This is a genomic window from Segniliparus rotundus DSM 44985 (genome assembly GCF_000092825.1).
In the GTDB taxonomy this organism is placed as follows: Bacteria; Actinomycetota; Actinomycetes; order Mycobacteriales; family Mycobacteriaceae; genus Segniliparus; species Segniliparus rotundus.
The window spans coordinates 2,293,004-2,307,454 of record NC_014168.1; the positions used below are offsets into that span (position 1 = coordinate 2,293,004).

Below are 14,451 nucleotides of genomic sequence, written 5' to 3' on the forward strand. Positions count from 1 at the left end.
CTGACAGCGCAATCTCAGCGACGGCAGTTAGAGTGCCCCTATGACTCGGCCGCACACGCACCACCGGCGGTCACGCCGGAACCTGCCTTCCCTCTTGCTGCTTGTGGGTTTCGCGCTCACGTCCGCCCTCACGGGCTGCGGGGGCCACGACGGCGACGAGCAGAAGCCGCCGCACAACACCGGCGCGCACGAGAAGCAGGGCAAACCTCAGGCCCCGGAGGCGTTCTCGGAGCCCGGCCCGGAATACGCGGAGCCCGACACGGCATACGCGGACATGGCCAGGCCGGGCGCCCCTCTGGGGGCTTCGGTCGGCGCGGTTCGCTCCGGGCCGCCGTCCGCGCAGTCCATGGCGACCGAACAAGTCCTCGCCGTGCAGACCGACGATGTGCAGAAGGCGAAGAGCCAAGCGCTCAAAATCAGCCACGACGCGGGCGGGACCACGCAGGAGCAAAAAGAGCAGGACGCGACCGACAAGGTTCCCGGCTGGGTCCAGCTCACGCTGAAAATCCCCGTCGACAAGGTCGAGGACGCGGTGGCGAAGCTGCGAACGCTCGGCGACGTCAAATACTTCACCTCGCACTCCACGAACGTCTCGCAGCAGAGCACTGACGTGAGCGCGGACATCGCCCTCGTCCAGCAGACCATCGCCAGACTGCAGCAGATCTACGCCCAAGCCGCGCAAAGCGGCAAAGCGGACGACATGGTCTCGGCGGAAAAAGAGCTGATCGAGCAGAACGACCGGCTGCAGCAGCTCAAACGCCAACAGCAGGGCCTCGGGGGCAAAGTGGAGACGACCACCGTCGGCGTGGTGCTCCTGGGCAAGAAATCTGCGCCGCCGGAGCACGGATGGGTGGGCTCCGGACTGCATTCTGGCTGGTCCGACCTGGTTGCCACCGTCAAATGGCTGGTGACGGCGATATCCTGGCTCGCCGTGTGGCTCGTCCCGCTCGCCGTGGTCGTCGTGGTCGCGCGTTTCGGCTGGCGGCTGGTCCGGACCAAGCGCGCCTAGCGCGCTGGAAGCGCTCCTGAAGCCACGGCCTGGGCGAGGCTCGGCGCGGCGCGGTCGCGGTCGGACCGCAAGAAATCGATCGTGCGGCCGCGGGAGTCCGTGCGCGGCCAGGCGATCGCGAGCGCGGGGTCGAGCGCGTCGAGCGCCCGCTCACGCCCAGGGTCGTACTCTTGGGAACAGAGATACGTCAGAACTGTGTCGTCCTCAAGAGCGAGGACGGCGTGGCCGAGCCCGGCCGAGAGCAGCACAGCGTTGCGCCGCTCGCCGCTGAGCAGCACCGCTTCCCAAGCGCCGAACGTCGGCGAGCCGGAACGCACATCCACCACCACGTCGAAAGCCATCCCCGAAGTCGCCGTCACATACTTCTCTTGGCCGCCTTCGAGCGCGCCGTCCGGGCTGAGGGCCAGGTGGACGCCGCGCAGCACCCCCGCCTTCGAAATGGAGCAGTTGCACTGGGCCGTCGTGAAATCTCGACCGGTCGCCTCGCGAAGGGCGCTCGCCCGGAAAAGCTCCGCGTTCACGCCCCGGTCGTCAGGATGCAGCTCCGGGATGATCTCCCAGGCTCCCGCGATGGGCAATTCCCGCCACTGCGTCATGTGGTCCCGTCTCCTTCACTGTCGTCGCGGATGGCTCAGCAGCCCCGCGAGGTACGCGCCGTACCCGGAGTTCGCATGCGCCCGCGCGGCGCGTTCGAGCTGTTCGTCGTCGATCAACCCACGCCGCCAAGCGACTTCCTCCGGACAACCGATGCGCACCCCTTGGCGCTCCTCGATCACCCGCACATAGTTCCCTGCCTCCAAGAGGGAGTCGAAGGTGCCCGCGTCAAGCCACGCCGACCCTTTGGGCAGAACCCGGACACAAAGCCGCCCCGCCGTGAGATAGGCGCGGTTCACATCGGTGATCTCGTACTCCCCCCGGGCGGAGGGCCGCAGCTCGCGGGCGATGGAGACGACGTCGTTGTCGTAGAAGTACAGCCCGGTGACGGCGTGCTTGGACTTCGGCCGCGCAGGTTTCTCCACGAGGTCTGCGACGGCGCCGTCCTCGCCCCATTCCACCACGCCGTAACGGCCGGGGTCGGACACCTCGTACGCGAAGACGACTCCCCCCCGCACCACCCCTGCGGTGTGGCCCTCGAACTCGGGCTCGAGGCCAGGACCGGCGAGAATGTTGTCACCGAGGATGAGCGCGACGTCGCCGCCGCCGATATGGCCCTCTGCGATGATGAACGCCTGGGCAATGCCTTTCGGCTCAGCTTGCTCGGCGTAGCTCAACCGCACGCCGAACTGCTCGCCGGAGCCGAGGAGCCGCGTGAACGCCGGAGCGTCCTGAGGTGTGGTGATGATGAGGATGTCAGTGATCCCCGCGCTGATGAGCGTGGTCAGCGGGTAGTACACGAGCGGCTTGTCATACACCGGAAGAAGCTGTTTGCTCACGCCCAACGTGATCGGGTGCAGCCGGGAGCCTGCGCCACCGGCGAGGATGACGCCTCGCATAGGGAAAGAATATCAGCTCGCCCGCGGCGCGACACGGCTCGCGGCGCGGCGGCGCACGAGGACACGCAGCGCGGACGGGCTCTGAGGGACTGGGCCCATTCTGAGATACTGGGCGTATGCAGTCTCTCGTGAGAGTCCACCGAACACCTCCGTCCGAGAAAGGCTCGCTCACACCAGTGTCGGCCGACGCGGGCGGGGCGCCGCGATGAAGCTCCTCGTGACTGGCGGAGCCGGGTTCATCGGGGCCAATTTCGTGCGCCGGACCCGCCACACCAGGCCCGATGTCGAAATCGTCGTCCTCGACGCGCTCACCTACGCCGGGAGCCTCGACACGCTGGAGGCAGTCCGGGAGGACATCGCGTTCGTCCACGGCGATGTGACGGACGAAGGCGTGGTGGACGATTTGGTGCGCGACTCGGACGCGGTCGTGCATTTCGCCGCCGAAACGCACAACGACAACGCGCTCGTGCGCCCGGGCGCGTTCGTCCACACCAACATCATCGGCAGCTTCGTGCTTGCCGAAGCCGTCCGGCGACATGGTGTGCGCCTGCACCAGGTGTCCACGGACGAGGTCTACGGGGACCTTGAGCTCGGCGAGGACCGGCGGTTCGCCGAAGGCGACGCGTTCAACCCGTCGAGCCCCTACTCGGCCTCGAAAGCGAGCGGCGACCTTTTGCTGCGCGCATGGGCGCGCTCCTTCGGGATCGAAGCCACCATCTCGCACTGCACGAACAACTTCGGCCCCTGGCAGCATGTGGAGAAATTCATCCCGCGCCAGATCACGAACCTGCTCACCGGCACGGCGCCCAAGGTGTACGGGGACGGGAGACATGTGCGGGACTGGATCCATGTGGACGACCACAATGACGCGGTGTGGGCGATCCTGGACCGGGGCGCCCCTGGGCGCACGTATCACATCGGCGCTGGCAACGAGCTGGGCAACCTCGCTGTCGCGCAGCTGTTGTGCGAGCTGGTCGGCGTGGACCCGGAACGGATCGAGCTGGTGGCAGACCGGCCGGGCCATGATCGCAGGTACGCGTTGGACGCGAGCAGGGTGACGGCGGAATTGGGATGGAGCCCGAAGAAGACCGATTTCCGCGCGGCGCTGCGCGAAACAGTCGACTGGTATCAGGAGCACCAGCACTGGTGGGCCAAGGACAAGTCCGGCGTCGAAGCGGACTACGCGCGTCGGGAGCAGACCACCCGTGGTTGAGGGCGCCCCTCAAGAGCAACGGGACCTGGCGCGCGTCGTGGCGGACCTGGGCGAGCAGAACGCGCAGAACAGGAAGCAATTCGCCCAGACCCGGCTGGTCGCCGAACGGCTTTGGGAGCTGTGGACCGGGGAGGCCGCCGCCCTGCTCGGCGCGGAGTGGGAACTGGCCGACGGCAGAGCGCGGGCGCTGCTGGAGGAGGAACCCGCAATCCTGGCCTTGTTGCCGATCGCGGCGGCGGACCAGTTGTCGCCGATCGCGGCGGCGGACCAGGCCGAGGCCGCGGAACATGAGGAGTGGGGGGAGGCGGAACTGTTCGAGCTCCTGCGCTGCGCGGCCGAGCGTTTGCAAGCCCAAGAGCAGGAGCTCGCCGCAACCTTGGCCGCGCGAGCGGAACTGATCGGCCAGCTGGAGCTGCACATGGGCGAGGACGGCTCCGCATACGCGGCGGAGCACCGGCGTTGGCTGCGACGAGCCGAAGACGTCGTCCAACGGCTCAGCGACCTGGGCGCGGGCGCGCACGGAGCCCACGACGCGTACACGCGGGCCGGCCAGCTGAACACACGCATGTTCCGCGCGGACCTCTTCGCCGGCGACGAGCCAGCGCCCCAAAGCGCCGACACGGGCCCGCACTTGCACGGGCAGCTCTCCCCCGCGGGTTTCTACGCCCTCGCGGACATGCTCGTGGCCTCGACCGGGCGACTGCTCAAAGCGCTGATCGCCGCCGCGCTGGCGTTGGAGGGGCTCGGGCCGCTCGCCCGGCGGCGAGAGCACGAGTGGGCGCAACAATACGACCAACGCTCCCAAGCGGTGTTCCTGCTCGCTGGGGACTGCCTGCACGCCTTGGGCTTGCTCACCCGGTCGGTCCGCCAAGCTGGCCGAAATTGGGAGATCGCCGAGTTCAACGCCGGCGGCGGACGCGGCCTCCTCCCCGAGGCGGCGAAAGTCAAAGAGGTGGTCGATCTGCGGATAGCCCCGCCCCCGTCGGCGTTGGCGCGCGGGGGCGGGGAATCCGAGCGCAGCGCGGCGCAGAATGCCGCAGCCATATGGCGGGCGCTCGCCGCCGAAGTCGAAGCCTTGGACAAAGCGCTGATCGCCGCAAGCGGCTATGACTCTGCGGAGGGCGAGGCGCTGCAATCAACGCTCGCCCGCATCGCGAGCCGCATCGCGGCGGCGCACGACGGCGCGGCAGAGGTCGCGGATCTGTGCCTGGACTTGGCGGCCCGCCGCCAGCTGCCCTGGTGGCGGCGGGGCAGGCTCAGCCGCTAGTTTTTTTCTTGCGCTCGATGTCTGCCAATGCCTTCGCAAGCGCCTCGCGCTCGGCGGCTTTGCTCTCCCATGCCTCTTTGCGGTTCTTGACCGCCTTGGCGGGAGCTCCGACAGCGATGGAGAAGTCCGGCACTTCGCCCTTGACCACAGCATGGGCGCCGAGCACGCAGCCCCGGCCGACGATGGTGCCCCGCAGCACGCTCACCTTCGTGGCGATCCAGGTGTCGGGGCCGATCCGCACTGGGCTTTTGACGATGCCCTGGTCTTTGATCGGCATGGCGATGTCGTCGATGACATGGTCGAAGTCGCAGATGTAGCACCAATCCGCCACCAGCACCGAACCGCCGATCTCGATGTCCAGGTAGCAGTTCACAACGTTGTCCTTGCCGAAGACCGTCTTGTCCCCGATCTTCAGCGACCCGTCGTGGGCGCGGATCGCGTTGCCGTCTCCGATATGGACCCATCTGCCGATTTCCAAGCGGGCAAGACCAGGGCTGGCGTGGATTTCCACCCCTTTGCCGAGGAACACCATCCCTCGGGTGACCACATGCGGGTTCAGGAGTTTGAATTTCGCGAAACGGGCGTATCGGACCAGGTACCAGGGGGTGTAGGCGCGATTGCGCAGCACCCATCTCAAGGAGTCGGCGGTCAGAAATTTCGCCTGCTTCGGATTGCGTCGCCGCGCGCCGCGCCACCGGTCGCGCAACGGGGCGTTCCACATACTCGTCATATCGGGGAAAAGAGTAAAGCAACAGACCCTTTTTCTTCCAGCCGGAGGGCGCCCTCGGCGCCTCGTCCGCCCGAGGCCCTTGTTCTCCGGCGGCGTTTTCCGGGGCTAGAATCCAAAGATGCGGGTCGTCATCGCGCCAGATTCGTTCGGCGGCACTTTGTCCGCGCCGCAGGCCGCGAGGGCGGTCGCCGACGGCTGGCGGGCGGCGCGCCCCGGAGACGAAGTGGTCCTCGCGCCGCAGTCCGACGGGGGCCCCGGTTTTGTGGACGTGCTCGCAACGCAGTTCGGCTCCTGCAAAACAACCTTCGTCCAAGGCCCGCTCAATGCGGCGACGAAAGCCCGCTGGCTGGTCGACGCGCGCGGCGACGCGGACCACCTGGTCGGGTATCTGGAGTGCGCCCAGGCCTGCGGGCTCCACCTGCTCGATGGGCCGCCAACCCCAGAAACCGCTTTCTCCGCCCACAGCCGCGGCGTCGGCCAGCTGATCGTGGACGCGCTCGACTACGGTGTGACGACTCTCGTCATCGGGCTCGGCGGCTCGGCCTGCACCGACGCTGGCGAGGGCATGCTCACCGTCCTCGGCGGACTGTCCCAAGCCAGGGGCATTATCGCCGGGGTGGAGCTGATCGCAGCCACCGATGTGGAGCATCCGCTGCTCGGCGAATTCGGGGCCGCGCGCGTGTTCAGCCCCCAAAAAGGCGCCGACGGGGCCACTGTGGCGGCTCTGGAGTCCCGGCTGACCGCGGCGGCGGCCGAGTTCCGCCGCGTCGTCCAACGCGACGTGGCCGAATTGCCAGGGGCCGGTGCCGCGGGCGGCCTCGGGGCCGCGTTGTTCGCGTTGGGGGCGTCGCGCCGCTCCGGAGCGGCCTTGATCGCCGAACGAACCGGGCAGGACGCGCTGCTCGCCCGAGCGGACCTGGTCATCACCGGAGAAGGCAAGCTGGACGAGCAGTCGCTGCGCGGGAAGGTCGTCTGCGCGGTCGCGAAAGCAGCAGCCCAATGCGGGACGCGGACCATCGCGCTCGCGGGCCAGGTGCAGCTGGACGCGTCACGGGCCGAAGCCGCCGGCCTTGCCGCCACACACTCGCTGAGCGAGTTCGCGGGCTCGGTCGAACTGGCCCTCTCTGACGCCCGAGGCCAACTCCAAGCCCTCGCCGAGCACGTCGCTTCCGCGTGGCGCCCATGAGCAAGTAGGCTTTCTCCGATGCGCCGGATCCTCGTCTTGCTATTGCTCGTGGCCGGGTTGGCCGCATGCCAGGACGACGCATGGGTGCGCCGGGGTTACTCTGCGGGCTGGCCGGCAGCCCGAGGGGACAGCCACAACTCGGGGCGCACCGACCAAGAGCCTCCGCGCAAGCTCGCCGTCCTCTGGACCCGGCCGCTGCTCGGGCAGGTCTACGCCCAGCCGTCCGTTTCCTCCCGAGGGTTCGTCGGGGTCGCCGCGCGCACGGAATCAGGCTGCAACACGTTCTCCTTCGACATCGAAGCCGGGCGCAAACGCTGGTGCCTGCGCCGCTTTTTCGGCGTGGAGCTGTCCACGCCCCTGGTGGACCAATTCGACACCGTCTACCTCGGGCAGGCGGGGCTTATCGCGGCTTTCGCGCAAAACGACTCGGTGAAGTGGAGCGACCCGGTCCTGGGCACGCCGATCGGCTCCGCGCTCACCTCGGACGGGAATCTGCTCGTCGTCACCCATCTCGGGCAGATCGAAGTCGTGAACTCGATCAACGGCCAGATCGTCAGCCCGCCGGTGGAACTCGTCCCGGTCGCGGACCGGGCGGACGCCGCGCACGGCCTCGCGGACTGCGCAAGCCGAGGCCCGCAGTGCCCCGTCGCCTCCCAGCCAGCGTACGACCCCGGCTCAGGCCGCTTCGTGTTCAGCTTCTGGCCGCCCGGAGCCCCTGCCGCGCAGCTCGTCGGCATGCGATACAACGCGGCGGACAAAACCCTGCGAGTGGACTGGCGGGCTCCGGCGGCGCATCCCGGCCCGCTGGGCATGCCGGCGATCACCGCGGACGGCAGCGCTGCGATCGCCATCGACGCCGCAGGCGTGCTCTCCGCGCACCGGCTGAGCGACGGGACGCAACTGTGGCGCACGCCGACCGGGGCGGCCGGCACGAGCGTGCTGGCCGCCGCTCCGAACGGGACTGTGGTCATTGGCGCAGGCTCCGCCGCGGCCCCGCTCGCCGCGTACACGGGCACAGGGCAGCTGTGGCGGCGAGACGACCTGCGCTGCCTCTCGCCTGCCACCCTGACCGCAGAGCACGACGGCCTCGTCTTGGTCGTGTCCGCCGACGGCAAAGGCTCAGCGCTGGTGCGTTTCGACGCCGAGACGGGCGCGACCCGCGAGACGACCGAACTGCCCGGCCTGCCGCCCGCCCCGTCGGCAGGGATCTCCGTCGCGCCGGGCGGACAACTCGTCTTCGCGCAGGGCGGACAACTCGTGGCATTGGGCGAGCGGTGACATTTTTTCCAGCCGGGTAAGGAACCGGGCGGGAAGCGGCCCTCTGGCTGGGCGCGCGCACGCCAACGCAGGGCGTGCGCTCACCTTCGGGGCCGCGCGGCCCCGAAGAGGTCACTCCGCGTACGACTCGACCGGCGGGCAGGCGCACACCAGGTTGCGGTCGCCCGCGACGCCGTCGATGCGGGCGGCTCCCGGCCACACCTTCGGCCTCGGGGAGGCGGAAGCGATCTTCGGGTACGCGGCGACCTGGCGCGAGTACTTGCGGTCCCACGAGTCCGCCGTGACCGCCCGCGCGGTGTGCGGGGCGCCGCGCAACGGGCTGTCCTCCGCCGACCACACGCCCTTGGCGACTTGGTCGATCTCGCCTTTGATCGCCACCATCGCGGCCACGAAGGCGTCGAGCTCCTCCAGGCTCTCGCTCTCCGTCGGCTCCACCATGAGCGTCCCAGACACCGGGAAGGACAGCGTGGGGGCGTGGAAACCGTAGTCGGCGAGGCGCTTGGCCACGTCCTCGGCGGTCACACCGGTCTCTTTGGTGATCTGGCGCAGGTCCAGGATGCATTCGTGGGCGACGAAGCCCCCCGCGCCGGTGAACAGGACCGGGAAGTGCTGGTCGAGCTTGCGCGCGAGGTAGTTCGCCGACGCTATTGCCGTCAATGTCGCCCGCCGTAGGCCGCTGAAGCCCATGAGCTGGATGTAAGCCCAGCTGATCGGCAGAATCGAAGCCGAGCCGAACGGCGCTGCGGAAACCGGGCCGCCGCCGCCGAGGCCGTCGCGCAGCGGATGGCCGGGCAGGAACGGGGCGAGGTGCTCGCCGACCGCGACCGGGCCGACGCCGGGTCCGCCGCCGCCGTGCGGAATGCAGAAGGTCTTGTGCAGGTTCAAATGGCTCACGTCGCCGCCGAAGTGGCCGGGCCTGGCAAGGCCGACCAGGGCGTTGAGGTTCGCCCCGTCGATGTACACCTGGCCGCCCGCGTCGTGCACGAGGCCGCACAGCTCCGTGACCGCGGCCTCGTAGACGCCGTGGGTGGAAGGGTACGTGATCATGATGGCGGCGAGCTTGTCGCCGTGGGACGCGAGCTTGGCCCGCAAGTCGTCGAGGTCGATGTCGCCGTTCTCCCGGCAGCCGACGACCACGACCCGCATGCCAGCCATCACGGCGGAAGCAGCATTGGTGCCGTGCGCGCTGGACGGGATGAGGCACACATCGCGGTGCTCGTCGCCCCTGCTGCGGTGGTACGCGCGGATCGCGAGCAGTCCGGCGAGCTCGCCCTGGCTGCCCGCGTTGGGTTGCAGGCTCACGCTGTGGTAGCCGGTGATGAACGCGAGCTCGGCCTCCAAGCCCTTGATCATCTTGCGGTAGCCGACGGTGTCCGTCTCGGGGGCGAAGGGGTGGATCCGGGCGAAGCCCGCGTAGCTGATCGGCTCCATCTCCGCGGCGGCGTTGAGCTTCATCGTGCAGGAGCCGAGCGGGATCATCGAGCGGTCGAGCGCGATGTCTTTGTCCGAAAGCTCGCGCAGGTAGCGCAGCATCGCCGTCTCGCTGTGGTAGCGGTTGAACGAAGGATGCGCGAGGTACGGGGAGGTCCGGTCTGCGATCTCGGCTTGTGCGCGCGGTTCGGCGGCGACGAGGCCGAACGCTTGGAGCACCGTCGCGACGTGGTCGTCAGTGGTCGCCTCGTCGCAGGACACGGCGACGTGGTCCGCGTCGACGAGCCGAAGGTTCACGCCGCCCAGCTTCGCCGCGGCGACGACGGCTGCCGCCTGCCCCGGCACGCGCGCGAGGACGGTGTCGAAGAAGGTGTCGTGCACCAAGGCCTCGCCGAGGGCCGCGGCGATCGCCGCGGCGTGCCCGTGCGCACGGCGCGCGATGGCCTTGAGCCCGTCCGGGCCGTGATAGCTCGCGTACATAGCAGCGAGCACCGCGAGGAGCACCTGCGCGGTGCAGATGTTGCTGGTCGCCCTCTCCCGGCGGATGTGCTGCTCTCGGGTTTGCAGCGCAAGCCGGTACGCGGCATGGCCGTCCGCGTCCGTGGAAACGCCGACGAGACGCCCGGGCAGCTGGCGCGCGTGGGCCTGCTTCGTGGCGAGGAACCCGGCGTGCGGGCCGCCGAAGCCGAGCGGCACCCCGAAGCGCTGGGCCGAGCCGTAACAGACCTCCGCGCCGAGCTCGCCCGGCGGTGTGACGAGGGTGGCGGCGAGAAGATCCGTCCCCACGGCCACCAGCGCCTCACGCCCATGCGCGGCGGCGACGATCTCTTTGACGGGCAAGCGTTTCCCGCTGGCGCCGAATTGCTGGAGCACCACGCCGAAGAAATCACCAGGGGGCAGGCCTTCCTCGCCCAACGCGAGGTCGGCTTCGACCAGCTCGATTCCCAGCGGTTCGGCGCGTGTTTCCAGGACGGCGCGCGTCTGCGGGAAAAGGTCCGCGTCGACGACGATGCGGTCGGACTTGTTCTTGCTGGCCCGGCGCAAGAGGGTCATCGCCTCGGCGGCGGCCGTCGCCTCGTCCAGCATGGACGCGTTGGCGATTTCCTGACCGCTCAAATCGCTCACCATGGTTTGGAAGTTGAGCAGCGCCTCGAGCCTGCCTTGGCTGATCTCCGGCTGATACGGGGTGTACGCCGTGTACCACGCGGGGTTCTCGATCAGCGAGCGGCGCAGCACCGTGGGCGTGATGGTGTCGTAATAGCCCAGGCCGATCATCGAGACCGCGGTCGTGTTCTGACCGGCCAGCTCGGCCAGCTGTTCGAGCACCTCGTGCTCGGATTGGCCCCAGGGGAACTTGAACGCGGCGCCCGGCTCAAGGCCGTATCCAGGCTGGGAGTCGAGGATAGAGCCTGGCACGGCACGCGCGGCGAGCGCCTCCAAACTCTCCACACCAAGCTCGGTGAGCATCTTCGCCAGCTCAGCCTCGTTTGGTCCGATATGCCGGTCGGCGAACACTCGCTCCGTTGCTGAGCACATATACGCAGCCTTCCAAAGGGTCGAAGAATGAGACCCTTTACTCTACCGCGCCGTCCAAGCCTCGGCTGCCCTGCAAGAGAACAGCGGGGCTTTTAGCTCACGCGGGCCTTTGACTTGCGTCGCGCGGTGAGCTCGTCTTCGACGCTGGGCTCGGGGTCTTCAAGGTCCACACGGAACGACTGCATGCCGACGACCGCGCCGGAGAGCTCGCGCATGGCGCCGCCCACCGCGATCCCGAACACGCCTTGGCCGCCGCGGAGCAGGTCCACCACTTCTTCGCCCGAGGTGCACTCGTAGACGCCGACTCCGTCGGAGAAGAGCGTCACGTCAGAAAGCTCTTTGACGCCGCGCTGATGCAGGTGGTCGACGGCGAGGCGCACGTTCTGCAAGGAGACGCCCGTGTCGAGGAGGCGCTTGACGATCTTGAGGACCAAGATGTCTTTGAAGGAGTACAGCCGCTGGCTGCCCGACCCGACCGCGCCGCGCACGGAAGGGACGACGATTCCTGTGCGCGCCCAGTAGTCGAGCTGGCGGTATGTGATGCCAGCGACCTCGCTGGCCACCGGAGCACGGTAGCCGAGGAGCTCCACGTCCACCGACTCCTCAGGCGCCGCCTGCTCGGCGGCCCCGAGCGAGTCGAGGGGGAAAAGCCCCTGTTCCTCACTCGTCGGCTTGTCTTCTTTGCTCGGTTCGGCGTTCTTCGTCGAACCGGGCTTCACCCGGTCATTCACCGTCGATGATCTCCCATCGTGCGTCTTGATTGCCCGGTCGAGGTTACGGGCGAGGGCCGCCAAGGGTCAACAGCCCACGCCCGCGCCCCCAGCTCCGCACCAACCTGTGACAACGCTGTGATTTCACAGTTTTTTCTTAGAATCGCCGAGCGACTTGCCGGCCCACGCCGAAGAGCACCCACGGTCACTCCCCCTCGGGGGCGGTGAAGTCGCCGGGGCTCACCGAGTCGAGGAACTCCTTGAACTTGGCCAGCTCCTCTTCCGGAACGTCGGCCTCTGGCTCCGCGCTGGAGCCCTCGACCACTTCGACTTCCTCTTCCGAGAGGAAGAGGCCCGCTTCGGCGAGGACTTTCTCATCCGCGTAGATGGGCACCCCGGCCCTCATGGCGAGCGCCACAGAGTCCGAAGGCCGGGCCGAAACGTGCACGCCGCCCGAGAAGACCAGGTCGGCGAAGAACGTCCCCTCCTGCAAGTCTGTGATCCGGACTTCGCGGAGTTCGTGCCCGAGCGCGGTGATGACCTGTCGGAGCAAATCATGGGTCAGGGGGCGTGAGACAGGGGTCCCGCGCTGATGGATGACGATCGCGGCGGCCTCGGCTTGGCCGATCCAAATCGGCAGGTAGCGCTCGCCGGTGGCTTCCCTGAGAAAGAGCACCGGCTCGTTTTGCGGCTGCTCAACCCGGATGCCCACCACCCGCATTTTGCTCATCGTTGCCAACCTCCGCATTCGTGGCGGGCCACTGTGTGGTCCGTCTCCCTAGTCTAGGCGAAAGCGCCGACACTCGCTCAGAATATCCTGGCGGATTCGCCGCCGCCGGGGCCGTTGTCCACTGGCGGGCCAGCGTGGATGAAGACCAAGGCGAACGAGTCCGCGAGGTCCCTGGGAATTACGAGCCGGTGACGAAAACCAGGCGGAACTTTCCGATCTGGACCTCGTCCCCGTTGGACAACAAGGCGGAGTCCACGGGCTCGCGGTTCACATAGGTGCCGTTGAGGCTGCCGACGTCGACGACCGAGAAACCGTTCTCCGCGCGGCGGAATTCGGCGTGACGACGGGACACGGTCACATCGTCGAGGAAAATGTCGCTGTCGGGGTGACGGCCCGCCGACGTGGTGGACTGGTCGAGAAGGAAACGCGAGCCAGCGTTGGGGCCGCGTTTGACGACCAACAGCGCGGCGCCCGCCGGCAGCCCTTCGACGCCGGGGATCGCTGTCTCCGTGGAAGGCGTGGCTCCGGGTTCGACCTCGCCGATCAGATCTGAGCGGAACAACGACGTGGTCTCGACCGGCACCTCGGTGCGCGACGGAGAAACCTGCTCCTCGTCGGAGGCGTTCCCGCCTTGCTCTGGTCTGTTGTAGTCGGTCACCATAGCTCCTTCGTCACTCGCACACCACCTGCGCTCAGCCGCAGACTTGATGCGTCTCGCTCGGCACGCCGAGCATGCCTACAGTATTCCAGTCCGGATATCCCGGCAACGCAGTGGCCCGAAATCAACCGGCGATCGCGCGGTAGCCGTCGGCGTCGAGCAGCTCGCCGAGCTGCTCGGCGAGCGCGGCGGCGTCCGACGCGGTGATCTCCACGAGCCAGCCGCTCCCGTACGGCTGGGCGTTCACCAGCTCCGGGGCGCCTTCCAATGCCTCATTGACCTTGGTCACAGTGCCGCTCACCGGAGCGAAAACATCCGAGACGCTCTTGGTGGACTCCACCTCCGCGAGCGGGTCGGAGACGGAAAGCTCGGAGCCGACCTCCGGCAGTTTCACGTACACGAGATCGCCGAGCTGTGCTTGCGCGAAGTCAGTGATGCCGATTCGAACGACCTGATCGCCCAGTTCCTGAACCCATTCGTGATCTGTCGCGTAACGTAACTCGGCCGGGGTGCTGTGCTCAGTCAAGTGGGCGCTCCATCGTGTCATGCCTCCGCGGCGGAGGACGGTTTGTCCATTGTGCGCAATGTCGCCACAGTTTGCCACCCGTAAAGAACGGCGGTCCAAAGATACATCGCGCCACCCCAGCCTAGTAGCGCCCAGCCGAGCGCCGACGCCAGCACCCGCACCGGCGAGTCGAGCTGCCCCAAAAGCAGGCACGGGAACGCGGACATGAGCGCAAATGTGGCTGCTTTGCCGAGGTAGAGGACCTCAAGGGGGCGATAGCCCTTCCGTCGCAGCACAGCGGCGGAAACGGTGAGCAGCGCATCCCTGGCAACCAGGGCCGCGATGATCTGCCACGGCACGAGCCCGCGCGCGGCGAAACCGACCGCCACCACGACCAGGTACAGCCGGTCCACAATGGGATCGAGCAAGGCCCCGAGCTTCGAGGACTGGTCGAGCAGACGCGCGAGCTTGCCGTCCGCCCAATCCGTGAAGCCGCTCACAACCAGCACGAGCAACGCAAGGGAGTCGTGGCGCGCGGCAAGCGCCCACCACAAGAGCGGCACCCCGGCGAGGCGGAGAAAGCTCAGCAGATTCGGGACCGTGAAGATCCTCGAACTGAGCTCGTCGTCAGCCCGCGGGCGGGTTTCTTCGTCGCCGGGCTCCTCATCCCGCCGCGGCGCGGGCAACGGCTGCTCGACCACAGGG

General features: G+C 68.1%; 14 protein-coding genes. 5 read left to right on the forward strand and 9 right to left on the reverse strand.

The genetic code is table 11. The features are described 5' to 3' along the window. Positions 1-40: 40 nt before the first annotated feature. Positions 41-1,009 carry a DUF4349 domain-containing protein gene (locus SROT_RS11315; protein ID WP_013139161.1) on the forward strand — a complete coding sequence of 323 codons (969 nt, stop codon included), beginning with the start codon at positions 41-43 and terminating at the stop codon, positions 1,007-1,009. On the opposite strand, the gene SROT_RS11320 is transcribed toward SROT_RS11315, so the two are convergent. After that, complete coding sequence (locus SROT_RS11320; protein WP_013139162.1) at positions 1,006-1,605, reverse strand: dTDP-4-dehydrorhamnose 3,5-epimerase family protein; 600 nt, start codon at positions 1,603-1,605, stop codon at positions 1,006-1,008. The genes SROT_RS11315 and SROT_RS11320 overlap by 4 nt on opposite strands. Positions 1,606-1,620: 15 nt before the next feature. Next, the gene (gene rfbA, locus SROT_RS11325) at positions 1,621-2,502 is read right to left on the reverse strand and encodes a glucose-1-phosphate thymidylyltransferase RfbA (protein WP_013139163.1); all 882 of its coding nucleotides are present in this window, start codon (positions 2,500-2,502) and stop codon (positions 1,621-1,623) included. A 205-nt stretch (positions 2,503-2,707) separates the two neighbouring features. Here rfbA and rfbB point away from each other — a divergent pair, with 205 nt between their 5' ends. Together rfbB and SROT_RS11335 are read left to right on the forward strand one after the other, a co-directional pair. Further along, positions 2,708-3,715, forward strand: a complete 1,008-nt coding sequence (gene rfbB, locus SROT_RS11330; protein WP_013139164.1) for a dTDP-glucose 4,6-dehydratase — start codon at positions 2,708-2,710, stop codon at positions 3,713-3,715. Continuing rightward, positions 3,708-4,982 (forward strand): hypothetical protein, encoded by a 1,275-nt coding sequence (locus SROT_RS11335; protein WP_013139165.1) that lies wholly within the window; start codon positions 3,708-3,710, stop codon positions 4,980-4,982. Before rfbB ends, SROT_RS11335 begins: the two co-directional genes overlap by 8 nt. Here SROT_RS11335 and SROT_RS11340 read toward each other — a convergent pair. Continuing rightward, positions 4,972-5,712, reverse strand: a complete 741-nt coding sequence (locus SROT_RS11340; RefSeq protein WP_013139166.1) for an acyltransferase — start codon at positions 5,710-5,712, stop codon at positions 4,972-4,974. The genes SROT_RS11335 and SROT_RS11340 overlap by 11 nt on opposite strands. 118 nt (positions 5,713-5,830) lie before the next feature. Here SROT_RS11340 and SROT_RS11345 point away from each other — a divergent pair, with 118 nt between their 5' ends. Then, positions 5,831-6,898: a glycerate kinase family protein gene (locus tag SROT_RS11345; RefSeq protein WP_013139167.1), complete on the forward strand. Its 1,068-nt coding sequence runs from the start codon at positions 5,831-5,833 to the stop codon at positions 6,896-6,898. Between the two features lie 18 nt (positions 6,899-6,916). Beyond that, a complete protein-coding gene (locus tag SROT_RS11350; RefSeq protein WP_013139168.1) occupies positions 6,917-8,176 on the forward strand; it encodes an outer membrane protein assembly factor BamB family protein in 1,260 nt (419 codons plus the stop codon). 111 nt (positions 8,177-8,287) lie between these two features. On the opposite strand, the gene gcvP is transcribed toward SROT_RS11350, so the two are convergent. From gcvP to SROT_RS11380, 6 genes are all read right to left on the reverse strand, one after another. Further along, positions 8,288-11,143: an aminomethyl-transferring glycine dehydrogenase gene (gcvP, locus tag SROT_RS11355; protein ID WP_013139169.1), complete on the reverse strand. Its 2,856-nt coding sequence runs from the start codon at positions 11,141-11,143 to the stop codon at positions 8,288-8,290. Between the two features lie 92 nt (positions 11,144-11,235). Then, entirely contained in the window at positions 11,236-11,874 is a 639-nt protein-coding gene (locus tag SROT_RS11360; protein ID WP_013139170.1) for a MerR family transcriptional regulator, read from the reverse strand. Positions 11,875-12,058: 184 nt separating this feature from the next. After that, positions 12,059-12,583 carry a bifunctional nuclease family protein gene (locus SROT_RS11365; RefSeq protein WP_013139171.1) on the reverse strand — a complete coding sequence of 175 codons (525 nt, stop codon included), beginning with the start codon at positions 12,581-12,583 and terminating at the stop codon, positions 12,059-12,061. Between the two features lie 178 nt (positions 12,584-12,761). Further along, positions 12,762-13,241, reverse strand: coding sequence for an oxoglutarate dehydrogenase inhibitor Odhl (odhI, locus tag SROT_RS11370; protein ID WP_013139172.1), 480 nt, complete (start codon positions 13,239-13,241; stop codon positions 12,762-12,764). Positions 13,242-13,365: 124 nt separating this feature from the next. Next, a complete protein-coding gene (gcvH, locus tag SROT_RS11375) occupies positions 13,366-13,788 on the reverse strand; it encodes a glycine cleavage system protein GcvH (protein WP_013139173.1) in 423 nt (140 codons plus the stop codon). Continuing rightward, positions 13,785-14,447: a CDP-alcohol phosphatidyltransferase family protein gene (locus SROT_RS11380; RefSeq protein WP_013139174.1), complete on the reverse strand. Its 663-nt coding sequence runs from the start codon at positions 14,445-14,447 to the stop codon at positions 13,785-13,787. The genes gcvH and SROT_RS11380 overlap by 4 nt, the downstream gene beginning before the upstream one ends. Positions 14,448-14,451: the final 4 nt, after the last annotated feature.